Origin of the sequence: Shewanella khirikhana (genome assembly GCF_003957745.1) — a bacterium.
Lineage (GTDB): Bacteria > Pseudomonadota > Gammaproteobacteria > Enterobacterales > Shewanellaceae > Shewanella > Shewanella khirikhana.
The window spans coordinates 4,222,567-4,238,064 of the sequence record NZ_CP020373.1; the positions used below are offsets into that span (position 1 = coordinate 4,222,567).

Sequence of the window (15,498 nt, forward strand, 5' to 3'; positions counted from 1 at the left end):
TATTTTTCAGTGTGTTATCCAAAGATTTTTAATCTATCCCGCTTACGGATATTTGCCAAGGGTGATGTCGAAAGTGACAACTGACACATGTTTGCTGCCCGGCATCGCCTTAGTCTTGGACAAAGGTTAACGGCAAATCCGGAGGGAACCATGAAAGCCGCATATCTGCTTCTGCTATTGCCCCTGTGTGGTTGTAACAGCGAGTCGCTGGAAACCGCCAACTTCGGCTCAAACTACTACAAAAACAAGTATCAGCTGATCAATGCCACCGACCATGAGGTGGGTTTTTATATCGCCAACTTTGACCTGCAGGGCAAAGCGCGCGATCCGGCCAACAGCAAATACCACTATAAGACTCTGCCGGTGGGCGCAACTGCCGAAACCATCAGTCATGAAGTCAATGTGGAAGAGCGCATCAGTGCCTATGTGGCGGTGGAGGGTATGTCGCTGAGTGCCAAAACTACCCTCAAAGTGAAAAGGGAGCGCCGCTATCATTTTCTGGCCTGGCAAGGGGATGGCCCGCTGGATGTGCGGGTATTTGCCATGGAACGTAAGGACGTGAACAGCGAATTTTCACTGCGGATATTTGCCGCCGATGCGCTCAGCCTCAAGGTGGAAGGGAAAGACTACAGTCTCAGTCGCGGTGAGCTGAAAGGGCGATTCATTTTGCAAAACTGCGCTGGCACTATCGAGGTGAATAACATTGCGGTGGATGTGTGTGATGGCTCCCTCGGCAGCTCCTACTTGCTGGTCATTGACAAGCAGGGCCGCAGAGGGCTTTATCAAGAGCTGTGATCATCAAGGATGTGACTATGGAAGCGTTACAACGGGGTTGGCAACAAAGGTGGCTGCAACGGATTTGGCAGCAACGGGATGTGCCCAGCCGCGCCGCGCCCGAAAGCCCGGGGCATATTTTGCTGTTGCTGCTGGTGTGTGTACCTGTGCTTTGGTACACGCTCAGCCAAATCTGGCAGGGCCATGATTTGCGCTTTGATATGCCGCCGCTGCCGGCCATAGTGCTGGTGTGTGGTCTTACGCTGGTGTTTGCCTTCGCAAATGCCACCGCCATGACACCGATGCGGCGACTGATGTTTCAGGTTCCCGCCATGTTGGCGCTGCTGCTGTTGGTGGCCAACGGCATCATTCTTATCCTGAGCATTATTCTGATGACCAATCTGCCCAGCGTGATGCCGCTGCGCCGCTGTATTGCCGTGGCCATCGCCCTGCCAATGTTGTATGTGGCCACCACCGACATGGAATACAGCTGGACCAATGGTGTGCTCTACAGCGCCTACAACCTGTTTTCACTGCGGCTGTCCTGGGCCAATTTAAAAGAGAGCGAGGCCAACGAGGCCAACCGCCAATTGCTGCGGGAGCTTGGCGCGACCCAGACACTGCTGGCGGATACCGCCAAGCGCGACGAACGGCTTCGCATTGCCCGCGATTTGCACGACCTGATGGGCCACCGCCTGACAGCGCTTAATTTACAACTGGAGCTGATGCGCCAGCTCGGTGGCCAGCCGGAACCGGCCCAGCTGGATAAAGCCAAGGGGCTCGCCGAAGATCTGATGGCCGATGTGCGCCGGGCGGTGTCGGATATTCGCAGTCTGTCGGGGCTGGATTTGAGCCAGAGTCTGTCGGCCCTGGTTGATGACTGCGACAAGCCCAGGGTGATCCTCGCCATCGATGACAAGGTGCGCTGCGCCAATGCTGCGGTGGCCGAGCTGCTGCTGCGTGCCACCCAGGAAGCCATCACCAATATCCGTCGCCACAGTCAGGCCAGTGAATGTCGGCTGGAGATCTGGCGCGACCATGCCTTCCTCTATTGGCAGGCCAGTGACAACGGCGCCATGATCACCAGCCTCGAACCCGGTAATGGTCTCAAGGGTATGCAGGAGCGGGTTGAGGCCTTGGATGGTGAACTGGATGTTGCCTGTGGTCTGGGATTGACGTTGACCATCAGCCTGCCACTGACGCTGGTGGAGGGTGCCTGATGTCAGCCAGTCAAGTGTCGGCAGTGCCACCGCAACAGCCGAAAATAGATACCAATTCGGCCAACAACGCTGCCGTGAAGGTGATGGTGGTGGATGATCAGCTGCTGGTGCTGGAGGGGCTTTGCAGCCTGCTCTCACTGCACGGGGCCATTAAAGTGGTGGCCAAAGCCACCTCGGCTGAGGCGCTGCCTGATGCCCTCGCCGCCAGCGGCGCAGAGCTGCTCATCATGGATGTGCGCATGCCAGGGCTGTCAGGCATTGAGGCGCTGAAGCTGCTACGTGAGCAAGAGCGGTTGGCAGGCAGTGCGCCAATACCGGTGCTGATGTTGTCGACCTTCGATGAGCACGAGCTGGTACTGGAGAGTTTGCGGCTGGGGGCGCAGGGCTATTTGCGTAAAGACATCAGCTTTCAAAGCCTCACAGAGGCGGTGTTGAAGCTCGCCGCAGGTAAGCGCCATATTCAACCAGCTGTCACCGCTGGGGTGGTGAGCCGGGCCGAGCTTGAATCCCTCAATCGCGACCTGCCGTACACGCCGCTGTCGGACTGCGAGCTGGACGTGCTGCGACTAATGGCGGCGGGATACTCCAATGTGGAAATTGCCTCGGCGTTGTTTAAGTCCCGCGGCACCATTCGCAATCAGGTGTCGTCCATTCTCACCAAGCTGGTGGCCCGTGACCGCACCCGCGCCGTGCTGCGCGGCATCGAACTCAAGCTGCTGTAACTGTGCTTTTTAGCGGGTGCGTGCCTCTGCTATCCACTCAGCCATCCACTCAGGTATCCAGCCAGCGGCGGAATTCGGCGCTGCGGGTCTTGCTGGTGATAAGCGGCTCATCGAGGCAGGAAAGATACACAGCCAGAGTATCTTTGCCATAATTTTCAAATCGTTCGACAAAGTTGATATTCACCATGTCGCTGCGGCTGATGCGAAAGAACACCTCGGGGTCGAGCTGGGTTTGCAGTTCGTTGATGGAGCCCGAGGTGAGCATATGGTGCTCGCCGCTTGTGTCGCAGGCCATCACCACCCCGCCGGAGGTGCGAAAACAGGCCACGTCGGTAAGCGCTAATACCTGCATCCCCTGGGCCTTTTTCAGCAGCAGCCGACTCTTATAGTTGCCCGCTTTGGCGGCGGCCCTGGCGGCCAGGCTCAGTTTGAGCTGCTCGAAGTTGGCCATGGCTTCGCTGAAACGCTTAAAGGAAAAGGGCTTCAGCAGATACTCGATGCCCTGATTGGCAAAGGCCTGCATCCAGTATTGCTCGTAAGAGGTGGTAAAAATCACCGGGCAGGGCAAATCCAGCGCCTGCATGGCAGTAAACACCTGACCATCCAGCAATTCCACATCAGAAAATATCAGCTCGGGCGCCGCTATCCCCTGTGGCTGCTCGAAAAAGCCAATCACTTCATCCACCCGAGACAGCACCGCCAGCACTTCGGCGCCGTCGAAATAGCGCTCGATATAGCCTATCAGTTTATCTGCCGCCAGCGGCTCGTCTTCAATGACCAGTATTTTCACGCCTTCTCCCTGTGTGATGGCCGCCGGTCAGGCGGCGGGTCTGTTGGTGGTATGAGTTGTGGTGGCGGTTTTTGGCTCGGCGCTGCTTTGCACCTTTGCTGTCGCCGCGTTTTGCAATGGAATGGCAATGCAGAACTCGCCATTGTCCTTGGTTACCCGAATGTCCCGGCCGCACAGGCTCAGGCTGCGGGCGGAAAGATTGGCAAGCCCAAGGCCGCTGGAAGCCGGTTTAAAGGCCTTTTCACGCATCGGGTTGCGGATTTGGATTTCGCCCTCGCGGATCTGCACCCTGATGGGCAGCGGCGCGGTGCTGTCACCCTGATTGTGTTTCACCGCATTTTCGAGGGTTAACTGCAAGGTGCAGGGCGGAAGCAGTTGACTGAGCGCTGCGGCATCGTCGGTGAAATCCGGCAGCTCAAGCCGATAGGCGCCATTGAAGCGAATATCCAAAAGCGCCATATAGTCCCGGGCAAAATCGAGTTCCTGATGCAGCGGCACCAAAGGCCGCTCACGGTTTTCCAGCACATAGCGGTAGATGTCGCAAAAGGTGTGCAGAAACTCCTCTGCCTCGTCCGGGTCTTTACTGATAAGTGCCGACAATACATTGAGATTATTGAATAAAAAGTGCGGGTCCAGCTGAGCCTGCAACAGGGCAACCTGACGTTCGAGGGCGAGTTTTTTCTCCCGCTCAAGCGCCACGGCTTGCTGCTGGTGGTTGTCCAGCACCTTGAGCACCAGGGTAACGCCGCCCACCATCAGGTGCAGCGCCAGATTGGTGGCGATGGACAGCAGCAGATGGTAGCCATCGATATGCTGCAAACCGGCGGCGATTTCGATGGGCAGGGTGGCAATGCTCATCAGCAGCGCAAAGGCGATGGCGGAAACCAGATACACCTTGATGTAGTGGCTCGGACGCGGGCTGAGCCCTTGGCCTTTGCTCAGCAGCTGATAGCATTTTAGGGTCAGCCACTGGGCCACAAAGGATTGCAGCGCAATCCAAACCGGGGCATCAAAATGCACCACCAAAGGCTCATCGGGGCCGGTTCTCAGCAGGGCGGCGTAAAAGGCCACCGCCAGTGAGAATGCAAAAATTGCCAGAATGTTGAGTAGCTTAGCCATTGCCATTAGTTAGTCCCTTCAGGAAGACGGAGTATAACCTGACCTTTTTCGTCGAGGAACTCCAGCTTGGCTTCGCCGCTTTCGGTCACGACCATCTGGATGCGTTTGTTGCCATCGGTGTCGTGCAGCTGCAATTTGGCATCGCCATTGAGGGTGCCGTAAAAGGCGCGGTAGGTGCCAAGCTGCTTGTCTTTCTCAAGCTGGGCGTAAATGGCTTCGGCAGTGGCTGTGTCGCCTGCTTTGCTCGCCTCCAGATATTCGCGCACTTTGGCGAAGTCCATTTCCTGGTCGCTGCGGTCCATCACAGTCAGGCCGGTCAGCTGATAATCGCCCTGTTCTATGTGCTGCATCATCAGGGTTTGGTCCTGGTTGTAGCGGTCAAAGCTGATGTGCAGGCCGTGGTCTACCTGGCCGTCTTTCTTGTGGCCGCGGAACACAAAACCGCCGTTTTCGGTGCCTTCGTCGTTATAGAAAATCATGCCGGGGCGGGCTTCTTCACTGCGCCATACTTCCTTGCCGTACTTGTCGACCCCGGGGGAGCGCTCGGAGTTGGCCAGCACCATGCGGTTAAAGCCGCTCTTTTCGACTATGTTGATCCGCTCAACTGAGATTTCATCGAACACCTTGGGGGCGCTTGCCTGATACAGCTGCAAGGCGCCAAGGGCAACCAAGCCGCCCAGCAGCACGCCATTGATGAGTTTTTGCCTTGAAAGCTGTTTTTCTAATTTATTGAGTGCGTTATCCATTGTTGGCTCCGTGATTTATCGGTTGCGACTGCATCGCAGTTGTTGGAGCCAGAATAGGCAAACAAAAACCCCCGCTACAGTGAGAAACCCTGAGCGGGGGGAATTTGCCGATAAGCGGGGGAATTGGCGGTTAAAAGGTTAACCGCGTTTTTGCAGCACGAAGAACTGATAGCCAAACTGGCCGAGGAAGCGGCTGAAAATATCAAGCTCCCGCTGCACATTGGCTAACGCCTGCGAGCCTGCCAGCTGCTTGGAAACCTCATCAACTCTCGCGGCGAGAGGGCCGGTAAAGCTCTGCCAGGCCTCATTACTCAGGCTAAAGCTGTCAATCACCTCAAAACCCGCCGCCTGCATCTGTGCCTTTCTCGCCTCGACCGAGGTCATGGCGGGGTAGTCCTGCTGCCAGAAGGATACGGCCTCAGGGTCTTTGTCGTCTGTCAGCCACACCAGATCGCTGAGGACCAGCACGCCGTTATCGACCAGCAGCTTACGCCAGGACTTGAGCGCCTGCTCGACCCCCATGATATAGGCGCTGCCTTCGGCCCAAATCAGATCGGCGCTGGCCGCTGGCAGTGGGATGTCCGTCATGCTGGCGCACAGGGTGCTGACCCGACTGGTTAGGCCGCTGTGCTGAAGCTGCTGTTGCAGCTCGGCCAATGCACCTTCTTCGTTGTCGATGGCGGTGATGCTGGCCTGGGTGTGCCTGGCCAGTACGCCGGTCGCCAGACCCTTGCCGCAGCCGATGTCGAGAATGCGCGTTGGCTTCAGCGGCACGGATGCCAGTGCTTTTAAGGTATCCGCCTCGCTGCCCGGTGCCCAACGTGTCAGTGGGGCGAAAATGCGCATAAAGTCGGCCATAAATTTGTCGTGTTCGTTCATATCTTTAGATAACCATGTCAGGTGCAGTGCTTCTTTTTCGCTGAAGCCCTGGGTTTGTAACCAATCCAGATGCGCCTCGGGCGCTTCTTTTGTGAGGGACTCGTGCCACGCCTTCAAATCGCCTTCGCCCAGAAGGGCTGCAAGCAGTGTCCGTGAAGCCTGCTTTTGGGCAATCTCGGCGTCCAGCTCGGCTAGGCGGGTTTGCAGCAGTGCCCTGTCGATCCGCTCATCGAGGCAGGCCAGACACTCTTTTAAGGTGAGGCCGCCTGCCTGCAGCTTTTGGATCAGGGTCAGCCGTTGTACGTCTTTTTCGCTGTATACCCGGTAGCCGTTATCCAGCCGTTTGCCGCGGATAAGTCCCTGTTTCTCGTAGTAAAGCAGGGTTGAGCGCGACAATCCGAGCCGGTTTGCCAGTTCTGAAATGCGTAATGCCATCTGCTTTGTCTCCAAGTCCTGATAACACAACTTAAACTATGAAGCTGTAGACAGGTCAACGGTGTGGTCGCGATTTTTTAAATATGACCGGCGGCAATTGGCGTGGTGCGAAAACGCAACAGGGATGTCGAAAAACTATCCACCTGTATTGCGGCGCAGCTTTGCTAGCATGGGCCATAGCGTTTCAGCCAAGGTGGCCTGGTTGGTGGCCGCCAATTGACAACAACCCCCATTCGACAATCGGCTCCATTAAGGATGATGTGATGAACCCAAAACTGATGATCCTTCCACTTGGCGGAAGTTACAGATGGCTGCTGGCATTGACACTGCTTGGCACAAGTCATTTTGCGCTGGCTTTACCGGGGCTGATTGATTACTGCGCCGCTGATACCTTTCAGGTGACCGACAGTGAGGTGGCCGGTGGTAAGCAATCCATGCCGCCGTCCCCAAAGGCTGCCGATGACACGGCAGTAGATGACAAGGCCGAAATTGCCCAGCTGTTCGAGCACTATATGGCCAAATACAACCACTACCTGGCTACCGGCAAGCTGGATTCGGCTCCTGTGCTGTACCGGCCGCAGCTGATGCTGATGTCAAACAACCGGGCTCCGGCGGTGGCCAGTGAAGCCGAGTTTTCAACCCAAATTCAGGGCTTTTTGGATAGCCTCAAGGCCAAGGGCGTTGCCAGGGTGCGTTGGCAAAAGGTAGATGTGCGGCTGCTGGACGGCCAACTGGCACTGGCGAGCAACGTGGCCGAGCGCTTTCGCGCCGATGGCTCGCGCTACAACCTGGTGGGGGCGACTTATCTGCTCAGCAAGCAGGATGGCCACTGGCAAATTGCCGCCTTTGCGGTGCACGACGATAAGGGCGCCTTCCCGCTGAACTGAAAGCTTTGCTCACATTGCTGCGGTTTTCATCGCCGCCATAAGGGGTTACCTTGGGGGCTGGCGTTGGGCCTGTGGATGAGCGAATGGATAATTGGGATGACTACCGGGTAATACTGGCATTGGCGCGGGGGCAAAGCCTGCGGGCGGCGGCAAAGCTGCTGTCGATGAACCATGCCACTGTGTCGAGACGGCTGGCCGCACTGAACCACAGGTACGCCGCGCCTGTGTTTGAGACGTCCCCCAAGGGCTTGCAGCTGACGCCTCTGGGGCAAAGGTTGCTTGAGGCAGCCCAGCAGATGGAGCGGCTTATTCAGGGCAATCGCCGTGATGAACTGGCCGCCACAGATGCACTGCAGGGCGACATTCGCCTATCGCTTCCACCCGCGATTGCCCAGTGGCTGCTGCTGGATGAGCTCAGCGCGTTTCAGCAGCAATACCCGCAGATCAGGCTGCAGATCCATTGCTCCTACGCGCTGGCGAGCCTCGATAGCTGTGAAGCCGATATCGTAGTGCGGGTGTCAAACAGCCCGGATGAGCATTTGGTGGGACGGCGGCTGTTCCCCATTTGGCTTGGTTATTATTGCCGCCCCGACTATCTGCAGCGGCCCGCCGCCGAGCTTGGCTGGATAACGGCGCCAGGCACGGCGGACTGGATTGCTGCATCGCCTTATCCGAACGCCGGGGTCGCTCTGGTGCTGGATGATTTGGTGCTGCGTCATCAACTAGCGGCCGAAAGTGGCGGCCTGGTACGCGGGGCCTGTTACATCGCCGACCAAATGCCAGCACTGCAAGCTATTGATAATACAAAACCATATCCGTTTCAGGACATCTGGTTGCTGACTCACGAAGACCTTCGTGCCGTACCGCGTATCCGGCTGTTGATGGACTATCTTGCAGATTGCCTGCAGCGCAAGCGTGATCTGATAGAAGGGCGCTTAGGCAAATAGCCGGCGCCGAAAACCGTTTGAGCACAGTGCTGCAAACGGCGCGAGAACACAACGCTCAAGAGCTTGAACAGCGCGAGAACACAACGCCAAACGGCTTGCAGCGACTCAGCTTTCACACCACAAATTGCTCCACTTCCCCCTTGAGGCTGGCGCCGAGATTGGCAAGGTCGCTGCTGGCCAGCGCATTCTGCTGGGCATTTTCGGTTACGGCGGCAATGCTTTCGTGGAATTCGGTAATGCTTTGGGTGATTTCGGCTATTACTGTCGACTGCTCTTCGGTGGCGCTGGACACCTGGGCATTCATCAGCACTATTTCGTTCATCTGCGCCTGGATCTGGCTGATGATAGCTGAAGATTTTTCAGCCTTTTCCATGCTGCTTTGGGCACTTTGCTCTGCATCAGCCATCTCTTTTACTGCCCGCTCCGACATCGACTGCAAGCGGCCAATCATCTCGCTGATGCTCTCGGTGGCCTTTTGGGTGTCGTGTGCCAGCTGCCGTACTTCGTCCGCCACCACCGCAAAACCCCGGCCGGAGTCACCGGCGCGGGCGGCCTCAATGGCGGCGTTCAGTGCCAGCAGATTGGTTTGCTCGGCCACGCCACGGATCATCAACACCACCTGATTTATTTCATTGCTTTGCTGGTTAAGATCCTGAATAAGCTTGCCATTAGTCAGCACTGTGGTGGCAAGTACATTCACTGAGTCTATGCTTTCGCGAATGGCCGTGGTGCCTTCGCGGGTCAGGGTTTCTACGTCGCCTGCGCGGGAGGAAGTGCTGACTGCATTTTGCGATACCTCGTGAATGGCGGCATTCATTTCAGTCACGGCGCTGGCGATAAGGGTGGTTTGCTGGCTTTGCTGCTCCGAGGTGGCGGCCATCATATTGCTGATGGCGCTCATTTCTTCCGAAGCCGAGCTTAAGGTCATCACACCTGAAAGAATGTTATTCACCAGATTTTGCAGCTTGGCGACCATGGCATTGAATGCCTCGCCGATTTTGGCCAGTTCATCTGTGCCTTCCAGACGCACCCGCACCGTGAGGTCGGCACTTTTGGTGATATGGGAGATGGTATTGCCAAGCTCGGTCAGTGACTTGTTGATGCTGCGAAACACCACAACCCCAATCACTCCGAGCAGGAAAATCATCCCAACCACGCTGCCGATGATGATCTGACGACTGAGCTGGGCGTTTTTATCTCCCTGCTGTTTAAGCTCCCGGCTCATTTCCAGCTGCTTTTCCATCAGGCCTTTAAATTGGTCACTCAGGGGTTTGCTCAGCGCGAACAGGCTGTCGATTTGTGATTTGGAAACCGGCTGACCATTGATGCTGTCTTTAAGCTCGGAAAGAAAGTTGCTGAATGCCTCGATATCGGGGCTTATCGCCACAATCATCTGATTTTCCAGCGGTCCATGATCCAAGGCCCTGTATTTGTGCCATTCCGACATGCTGTGCGCCAGAGTTCGGTCCAACTCGGCTTTCAGATCGTAGCTTGCCAGTTTGCCACTGAAATTGCTGTACACCAGCTTGGGAATAGTCACAACCAAGTCATTCTTTACCATGGAGATTTCGTGCATGGGGATAACCCTCTGCTCAAACATCTCATCGATTTCATGTTGCAGTTTGCCAAGCTCAAAAATGACAAAGGCCCCAACCAGCGCAAACACCAGCAGTGGCAGAGAGACGATAAGCAGGATGCGTTGTTTCACGTTCAAAAACAGAAGCATGGGATCCCTTCCTGGACTATTTCTGGTGAATTTTTCATCCATTAAGCCTAGCAGTGCCGCCAGGGTCTTGCAGGGTTTCGGCCGTGCTTTCAGCCACTGGTGTTTGCGGGGCAAACCGTCTGCAAACCCAGGGCGCGAGCCCTGTCAGCAACTATACTGAACGAGATCCTGTAAGGAGGTCGTTATGCCTAAATTCATCATCGAAAGAGATTTACCGGGCGCCGGTGGTTTATCCGCGGCAGAGTTTCGCGAAATCTCGCAAAAGTCCTGTTCAGTGCTGGAAGAAATGGGCCCCAAGGTACAGTGGGTCGAGAGCTTTGTTACCCCGGATAAGGTGTACTGCGTTTACATCGCCCCGGATGAGCGCCTTGTGCGGGAACACGCCGAGCGCGGCGGTTTCCCTGTGACCTCGGTGAGCGAGGTCCGGCGCATGATAGACCCGACCACGGCAGAATAGCCCTGCAATAGTGCAGAGATAGCGCAGAGAATGAACCTGCTTGTCCTGACACTCGTTCAGGGTGAATAAACGCCGACAGTAGTCGGCGTTTTTTATGAGGGGCTACCAGGATGGCAGCGATGTGCTTTAACAAGTCGGCTGTTCTCAATTTCCCCAGGGATAAATAGTCTTGCAAACAAACAGTATATGGTGTTAAACATATTGCTATGTAGTGCAAGGTAGTGTGTTAAACATGACTAATAAAGTGATTGAAGACAATCAAACTGAGAAATGGGATATCCAGCTAAGGAAGGGGACCCTCGAGCTGGTGGTGCTTGGGGCCTTGTATGGCGGTGAACGCTATGGCCTTGAGTTACTAAAACTGTTGCACAGTTACGAGACCATGCGCATCACCGAGGGCACCCTGTATCCCTTGCTCGACCGTCTCAAGCGGGAACTCCTGATTGATGCCCATTGGCGGCAGGAGGGTGATTCCCGGCCCCGTAAGTACTTCTGTCTTACCACCTTGGGTGAACAAAGATTGCTGGAGCTGCGCTCCCGCTGGCTAAAGTCAGTGGAGGACATCAGCGCGCTCTTGGAAAAAAGCCTGAATGGCTGTGAAAAAGGAACATCACATGACTGAACATCAACTGATACACGACTATTTAAACTCCCTCGACAAATATCTGGCCAGACTCAAGCGTGTCGATGCAGATGAAGTACTGCGGGAAATAGAAAGCCATATTTTTGATGCGCTGGAGGCGGCGACCAGCGAAGGACAACAGTGCGATATCGAGCAGTTATTGCAAGGTTTCGGTTCGCCAAGAGAGCTGGCGGAGCAATACGTAGGGCACATCCTTAACGGGACGCCACCGCCCGATGGTTTTCGTGCCATCCGTGCCGTCGGCAGGGGTATAGGTCAGTTTCTCTATTACGGCATGGGCTTTTTCGGCTTTATCATTGCCCTGGCATTACTGCTGACGGGTCTGTACAAGTTTGTCTCGCCCCAGGATGTCGGGCTTTGGTCAAATCCGGGCGGCACCTCTGTCACCTTTGGTGCCATTAAAGGTGGCACACCAGCCGACCAGGAGCTACTTGGTTGGTGGTGTTCACCCATCGCCCTGATGTTGAGCCTCGCCATAAGCTACCTCACATGGCAGGTGCTGAAAGTGCTTAAACGGCATTGATTGGCATTGGGTTGTCCGCTTCGTCGGGGCGGTTTAATGGGATTAGATAGGAGGAAAGTCCACACCGGCTCAGCGTGGCGCGCAGAGCGCTTCGGCGACAGCTAAGCGACAGAAACTGTTCTGTCGCTTGCCTTGCAGGCCGCTTCTGCCCTTGCCCGGGTGAAGCCTGGAAGGCTTCGGTGTTAGCCGCTCACAGCGGCAAGCCCGTAGGGCTTAAAACCGCATTCGCCAAACGCCAGTTTGGCACAAGCTCAATCAGCCTTGCAGCGACTGAGCCTCAGCATCACTGGTGAATAAGTTTGCCACCCTTCACTACATCCACCAGAGGGTTCACGCCGTAGGAATAGGCTAATTCCGCCGGGGTGGAGATGCGCCACAGGCAGAAGTCGGCATCCATACCTTCGCGCAATACGCCAACGCGCTGCTCGCGGCCAAGGGCGCGGGCGGCGTTGCGGGTAACACCGGCCAGTGCTTCTTCCGGCGTCAGGCGGAACAGGGTGCAACCCATATTGAGCATCAGCAGGGTCGAGCAGATGGGCGATGAGCCGGGGTTAAAGTCGCTGGCGAGCACCATGGGCACCCCATGTTGACGCAAAAGGTCGATGGGAGGCAGCTTGGTTTCCCGCAGGAAGTAAAAGGCTCCCGGCAAGAGCACGGCGCAGGTGCCGCTTTGGGCGATGGCCTTCACGCCGGCTTCGTCGAGGTATTCGATATGGTCAACCGACTTGGCACCCAAACGCGCGGCCAGTTCACTGCCGCCAAGGTTGCTGAGTTGCTCGGCGTGCAGCTTAATATCCAGCCCCAGCGCCTTGGCGGCGCTCAGCACCCGCTCGGTCTGCCCCAGGTTGAAGGCAATGTTTTCGCAGAACACGTCGGCGGCATCGGCAAGGTTCTCGGCCACCACGGCGGGCAGCATTTCGTTAACCACCAGATCCACATAGGCATCTGTGCCTGCGTCGCCCTGACCTTTGAACTCTGGCGGCACCGCATGGGCGCCGAGGAAGGTGGTGACCACATCAACATGGTGATGTTTGCCAAGCTCACGGGCGACCCGCAGCAGTTTCAGTTCGGTGTCCAGATCCAGGCCATAGCCTGATTTGATTTCCACCGTGGTCACCCCTTCTTTGGCCAGCGCATTGAGGCGGCGACGGGCGAGGTCGAACAGCTCGGCTTCGTCTGCTTCGCGGCAGGCCTTCACTGTGCTGACAATACCGCCGCCAGCGCGGGCGATTTCTTCATAGCTGGCGCCTTGCAGGCGCAGTTCAAATTCGTTGGCACGGTTACCGGCAAACACCAGATGGGTGTGGGCATCGATCAGGCCGGGGGTGAGCCAGCCGCCGTGGCCACGGTGCACCGGGGTGGCCAGCACATCAAATTCGGGCAGGTCGGCACGCTTGCCAAGCCAGGCGATTTTGCCGTCTTTCACCGCCAGCGCAGCATCTGTGATGGCGCCGTAGGCCTCGCTTTTGGACGGGTCCATGGTGGCAATGTTGATATCAATCCAAACCTGATCCCAAGACATGCTGACTCCTGCTGTGGCTGTGTTGTAGGGCATTTTTGCCAGTAATTTTGCCTGTAAATATGGCCAATAGGGCGCGGCAACCGACTAATCTATTGTTACTGCTTGATCTTTTGCTGATCAGACAGTATCTACTTGTATATACAAGTATGGATTATAGCCGACACTCAGGCGAGAAAGACAGCCGCAAACCACGTCAGGCGGAAATTAAGGGATGCCCATGGCCACAGCCAAGTTTGCCGAAATCAAAGAATATATACGGCGTCATATCGAGTCCGGTGAGTGGGAAGAAAACACCCGGGTGCCGTCGGAAAACCAACTGGCGGAACAGTTTGATTGCAGCCGCATGACCGCCCGCCGAGCCCTGACCGAACTGGTTGAGGCCGGGGTGTTGGAGCGCTCTCAGGGGCTGGGCACCTTTGTGGCGTCGCTCAAATCGCAGTCAAGCATCCTGTCCATTCGTAACATTGCCGATGAGATTAAAGGCCGTGGCCATGGCTACAGTGTGCAGGTGCTGGAGCTGGAGCCGATGAAAGCCATTGCACCCATCGCCATTGCGCTGGGGTTGGAAGAAGGCAGCGAGGTGTTTTACTCACTGCTGGTGCACTGCGAGCAGGGGTTGCCGCTGCAACTGGAGGAGCGCTTTGTGAATCCAGAACTCATTCCGCACTATCTGGAGCAGGATTTCAGCAGCCAGACACCCCACGAATATCTGTCGCAGGTGGCGCCGCTGACCGAGGCGCGCCACACCATAGAGGCTATTATGCCCAAAGAGCAGGTGCGCAGTCGCCTTAATATGGCCGAAGGCGAGCCCTGCCTGCAGATCATCCGCCGTACCTGGTCACGTCAGGGGGTGGTGAGCTTTGCCCGGCTTATCCACCCCGGCAACCGTTTCCGCCTCGGCGGTCATCTCACGTTCAAGTAGCCGATTGTTCAACCAAGCTATTAAAAAAGCGCCTTTCGGCGCTTTTTGTTTATTCATAACCCCAATAAGTTGGCTGCGCTTGCGCACAATCCCCTATTTATCCCAAGTTAGTCGTATGCCGCTTTTACCGACAGCGGCGATAGAATGAACTCAGGCGTAATCGGGCAGACAGGGCTGGGAGACAATCATGCGCTGGCAGGGCAGACGGGAAAGTTCCAATGTAGAAGACAGACGTGGGCAGCAGATGAGCGTGGCCGGGGGCGCGGGGCGCTCGATGTTGCCGCTGCTGCTGGGGCTGGTGCGCACCAAAACCGGCCGTATTATCCTGCTGGTGGGTGTAGTGGTGATGCTGGTGCTGGGGCAAAACCCGCTTAATTTGATCGCGCCTCAGGGGCAACAGCTGACCAGTGAGCCCGGCGATACCAAGGCCTATCAGGCCGAGGCCGACTTTGTGAAGGTGATTCTGGCCGAAACCGAAGACTTTTGGCGCAGCCAGTTTAGCAAGCAGGGCATGCAATACCGCGAGCCTACTCTGGTGATGTTTACCGGCGCCACCCAAACCCGCTGCGGCGTGGGGCAGGCGGCCATGGGGCCTTTTTATTGCCCGCCCGATGAAAAGGTCTATATCGACTTATCCTTTTTCCGCCAAATGAAGACCGAGCTCAAGGCCGGAGGCGACTTTGCCCAGGCCTATGTGATTGCCCACGAAGTGGCGCACCACGTGCAGAATCTGCTGGATATCTCCGACAAGGTGCACCGCGCCCAGCAGGGCAGCAGTCAGGTGGAGGGCAACAAGCTGTCGGTGAAACTCGAGTTGCAGGCCGATTGTCTGGCCGGATTCTGGGGCGCCGATGCCCAGCGTAAAGGCATGTTGGAGCGGGGCGATTTTGAAGAAGCCATCAACGCCGCCAAGGCGATTGGCGACGATACCCTGCAGAAGAACGCCACCGGCCGGGTGATGCCAGAGAAGTTTACCCACGGCAGTTCAGCCGAGCGTATGCGCTGGTTTGATACCGGATTTAATGCGGTTTCCATGGCGGCTTGCGATACCTTTGGCGGCCTTTGAATGGGCGTTTTGGCAGAAACACAGTTTTAGTATCAGATACTACCAGTAGCTTTTAGCTTGATATTCAGCTTGTTGCGTTAGGACGTAAGGCTGAGATGTTATCGGCTTTTTGCCAAAGCC

The 15,498-nt window shown here is 56.3% G+C and carries 16 protein-coding genes; 10 read left to right on the forward strand and 6 right to left on the reverse strand.

Annotation, left to right across the window (positions count from 1 at the left end; translation table 11 throughout):
* The first annotated feature begins 150 nt into the window (after positions 1-150).
* Genes STH12_RS18560 through STH12_RS18570 form a run of 3 tightly spaced genes read left to right on the forward strand, consistent with a single transcriptional unit; the run spans position 151 to position 2,716 of the window.
* Positions 151-795 carry a hypothetical protein gene (locus tag STH12_RS18560; RefSeq protein ID WP_126168930.1) on the forward strand — a complete coding sequence of 215 codons (645 nt, stop codon included), beginning with the start codon at positions 151-153 and terminating at the stop codon, positions 793-795.
* A 17-nt stretch (positions 796-812) separates the two neighbouring features.
* A complete protein-coding gene (locus STH12_RS18565) occupies positions 813-1,994 on the forward strand; it encodes a sensor histidine kinase (protein WP_126168931.1) in 1,182 nt (393 codons plus the stop codon).
* Complete coding sequence (locus tag STH12_RS18570; RefSeq protein WP_126168932.1) at positions 1,994-2,716, forward strand: response regulator transcription factor; 723 nt, start codon at positions 1,994-1,996, stop codon at positions 2,714-2,716. The genes STH12_RS18565 and STH12_RS18570 overlap by 1 nt, the downstream gene beginning before the upstream one ends.
* A 49-nt stretch (positions 2,717-2,765) precedes the next feature.
* Here STH12_RS18570 and STH12_RS18575 read toward each other — a convergent pair whose 3' ends face one another.
* The 4 genes from STH12_RS18575 to STH12_RS18590 all read right to left on the reverse strand — a co-directional run bounded on the left by STH12_RS18575 (position 2,766) and on the right by STH12_RS18590 (position 6,685).
* Positions 2,766-3,506, reverse strand: a complete 741-nt coding sequence (locus tag STH12_RS18575) for a LytR/AlgR family response regulator transcription factor (RefSeq protein WP_126168933.1) — start codon at positions 3,504-3,506, stop codon at positions 2,766-2,768.
* Between the two features lie 27 nt (positions 3,507-3,533).
* The gene (locus STH12_RS18580) at positions 3,534-4,625 is read right to left on the reverse strand and encodes a sensor histidine kinase (RefSeq protein WP_164551252.1); all 1,092 of its coding nucleotides are present in this window, start codon (positions 4,623-4,625) and stop codon (positions 3,534-3,536) included.
* Between the two features lie 5 nt (positions 4,626-4,630).
* Positions 4,631-5,371 carry a hypothetical protein gene (locus STH12_RS18585; RefSeq protein WP_126168935.1) on the reverse strand — a complete coding sequence of 247 codons (741 nt, stop codon included), beginning with the start codon at positions 5,369-5,371 and terminating at the stop codon, positions 4,631-4,633.
* Between the two features lie 138 nt (positions 5,372-5,509).
* A complete protein-coding gene (locus tag STH12_RS18590; protein ID WP_126168936.1) occupies positions 5,510-6,685 on the reverse strand; it encodes a MerR family transcriptional regulator in 1,176 nt (391 codons plus the stop codon).
* Between the two features lie 263 nt (positions 6,686-6,948).
* Here STH12_RS18590 and STH12_RS18595 point away from each other — a divergent pair, with 263 nt between their 5' ends.
* Complete coding sequence (locus STH12_RS18595) at positions 6,949-7,572, forward strand: hypothetical protein (protein ID WP_237158671.1); 624 nt, start codon at positions 6,949-6,951, stop codon at positions 7,570-7,572.
* An 83-nt stretch (positions 7,573-7,655) separates the two neighbouring features.
* On the forward strand, positions 7,656-8,519 hold the full coding sequence (locus STH12_RS18600) for a LysR family transcriptional regulator (protein WP_126168937.1): 864 nt from the start codon (positions 7,656-7,658) through the stop codon (positions 8,517-8,519).
* Positions 8,520-8,631: 112 nt separating this feature from the next.
* On the opposite strand, the gene STH12_RS18605 is transcribed toward STH12_RS18600, so the two are convergent.
* On the reverse strand, positions 8,632-10,245 hold the full coding sequence (locus STH12_RS18605; protein ID WP_164551253.1) for a methyl-accepting chemotaxis protein: 1,614 nt from the start codon (positions 10,243-10,245) through the stop codon (positions 8,632-8,634).
* A gap of 184 nt (positions 10,246-10,429) precedes the next feature.
* Here STH12_RS18605 and STH12_RS18610 point away from each other — a divergent pair, with 184 nt between their 5' ends.
* The 3 genes from STH12_RS18610 to STH12_RS18620 all read left to right on the forward strand — a co-directional run bounded on the left by STH12_RS18610 (position 10,430) and on the right by STH12_RS18620 (position 11,868).
* On the forward strand, positions 10,430-10,702 hold the full coding sequence (locus tag STH12_RS18610; RefSeq protein WP_126168939.1) for a DUF4242 domain-containing protein: 273 nt from the start codon (positions 10,430-10,432) through the stop codon (positions 10,700-10,702).
* Between the two features lie 232 nt (positions 10,703-10,934).
* Complete coding sequence (locus STH12_RS18615) at positions 10,935-11,324, forward strand: PadR family transcriptional regulator (protein ID WP_126168940.1); 390 nt, start codon at positions 10,935-10,937, stop codon at positions 11,322-11,324.
* Positions 11,317-11,868, forward strand: coding sequence for an HAAS signaling domain-containing protein (locus tag STH12_RS18620; RefSeq protein ID WP_126168941.1), 552 nt, complete (start codon positions 11,317-11,319; stop codon positions 11,866-11,868). Before STH12_RS18615 ends, STH12_RS18620 begins: the two co-directional genes overlap by 8 nt.
* 283 nt (positions 11,869-12,151) lie before the next feature.
* Here STH12_RS18620 and hutI read toward each other — a convergent pair whose 3' ends face one another.
* Positions 12,152-13,390, reverse strand: a complete 1,239-nt coding sequence (gene hutI, locus STH12_RS18625) for an imidazolonepropionase (protein ID WP_126168942.1) — start codon at positions 13,388-13,390, stop codon at positions 12,152-12,154.
* A gap of 217 nt (positions 13,391-13,607) precedes the next feature.
* Here hutI and hutC point away from each other — a divergent pair, with 217 nt between their 5' ends.
* A complete protein-coding gene (gene hutC / locus STH12_RS18630) occupies positions 13,608-14,312 on the forward strand; it encodes a histidine utilization repressor (protein ID WP_126168943.1) in 705 nt (234 codons plus the stop codon).
* 187 nt (positions 14,313-14,499) lie between these two features.
* Entirely contained in the window at positions 14,500-15,378 is an 879-nt protein-coding gene (gene ypfJ / locus STH12_RS18635; RefSeq protein WP_126168944.1) for a KPN_02809 family neutral zinc metallopeptidase, read from the forward strand.
* The last annotated feature ends 120 nt before the right edge of the window (positions 15,379-15,498 follow it).

Coding starts and splice junctions, on each gene's coding strand:
- STH12_RS18560 (WP_126168930.1), top strand. CDS start 151: ATGAAAGCCGCATATCTGCTTCTGCTATTGCCCCTGTGTGGTTGTAAC.
- STH12_RS18565 (WP_126168931.1), top strand. CDS start 813: ATGGAAGCGTTACAACGGGGTTGGCAACAAAGGTGGCTGCAACGGATT.
- STH12_RS18570 (WP_126168932.1), top strand. CDS start 1,994: ATGTCAGCCAGTCAAGTGTCGGCAGTGCCACCGCAACAGCCGAAAATA.
- STH12_RS18580 (WP_164551252.1), bottom strand. CDS start 4,625: ATGGCTAAGCTACTCAACATTCTGGCAATTTTTGCATTCTCACTGGCG.
- STH12_RS18585 (WP_126168935.1), bottom strand. CDS start 5,371: ATGGATAACGCACTCAATAAATTAGAAAAACAGCTTTCAAGGCAAAAA.
- STH12_RS18590 (WP_126168936.1), bottom strand. CDS start 6,685: ATGGCATTACGCATTTCAGAACTGGCAAACCGGCTCGGATTGTCGCGC.
- STH12_RS18595 (WP_237158671.1), top strand. CDS start 6,949: ATGAACCCAAAACTGATGATCCTTCCACTTGGCGGAAGTTACAGATGG.
- STH12_RS18600 (WP_126168937.1), top strand. CDS start 7,656: ATGGATAATTGGGATGACTACCGGGTAATACTGGCATTGGCGCGGGGG.
- STH12_RS18605 (WP_164551253.1), bottom strand. CDS start 10,245: ATGCTTCTGTTTTTGAACGTGAAACAACGCATCCTGCTTATCGTCTCT.
- STH12_RS18610 (WP_126168939.1), top strand. CDS start 10,430: ATGCCTAAATTCATCATCGAAAGAGATTTACCGGGCGCCGGTGGTTTA.
- STH12_RS18615 (WP_126168940.1), top strand. CDS start 10,935: ATGACTAATAAAGTGATTGAAGACAATCAAACTGAGAAATGGGATATC.
- STH12_RS18620 (WP_126168941.1), top strand. CDS start 11,317: ATGACTGAACATCAACTGATACACGACTATTTAAACTCCCTCGACAAA.
- hutI (WP_126168942.1), bottom strand. CDS start 13,390: ATGTCTTGGGATCAGGTTTGGATTGATATCAACATTGCCACCATGGAC.
- hutC (WP_126168943.1), top strand. CDS start 13,608: ATGGCCACAGCCAAGTTTGCCGAAATCAAAGAATATATACGGCGTCAT.
- ypfJ (WP_126168944.1), top strand. CDS start 14,500: ATGCGCTGGCAGGGCAGACGGGAAAGTTCCAATGTAGAAGACAGACGT.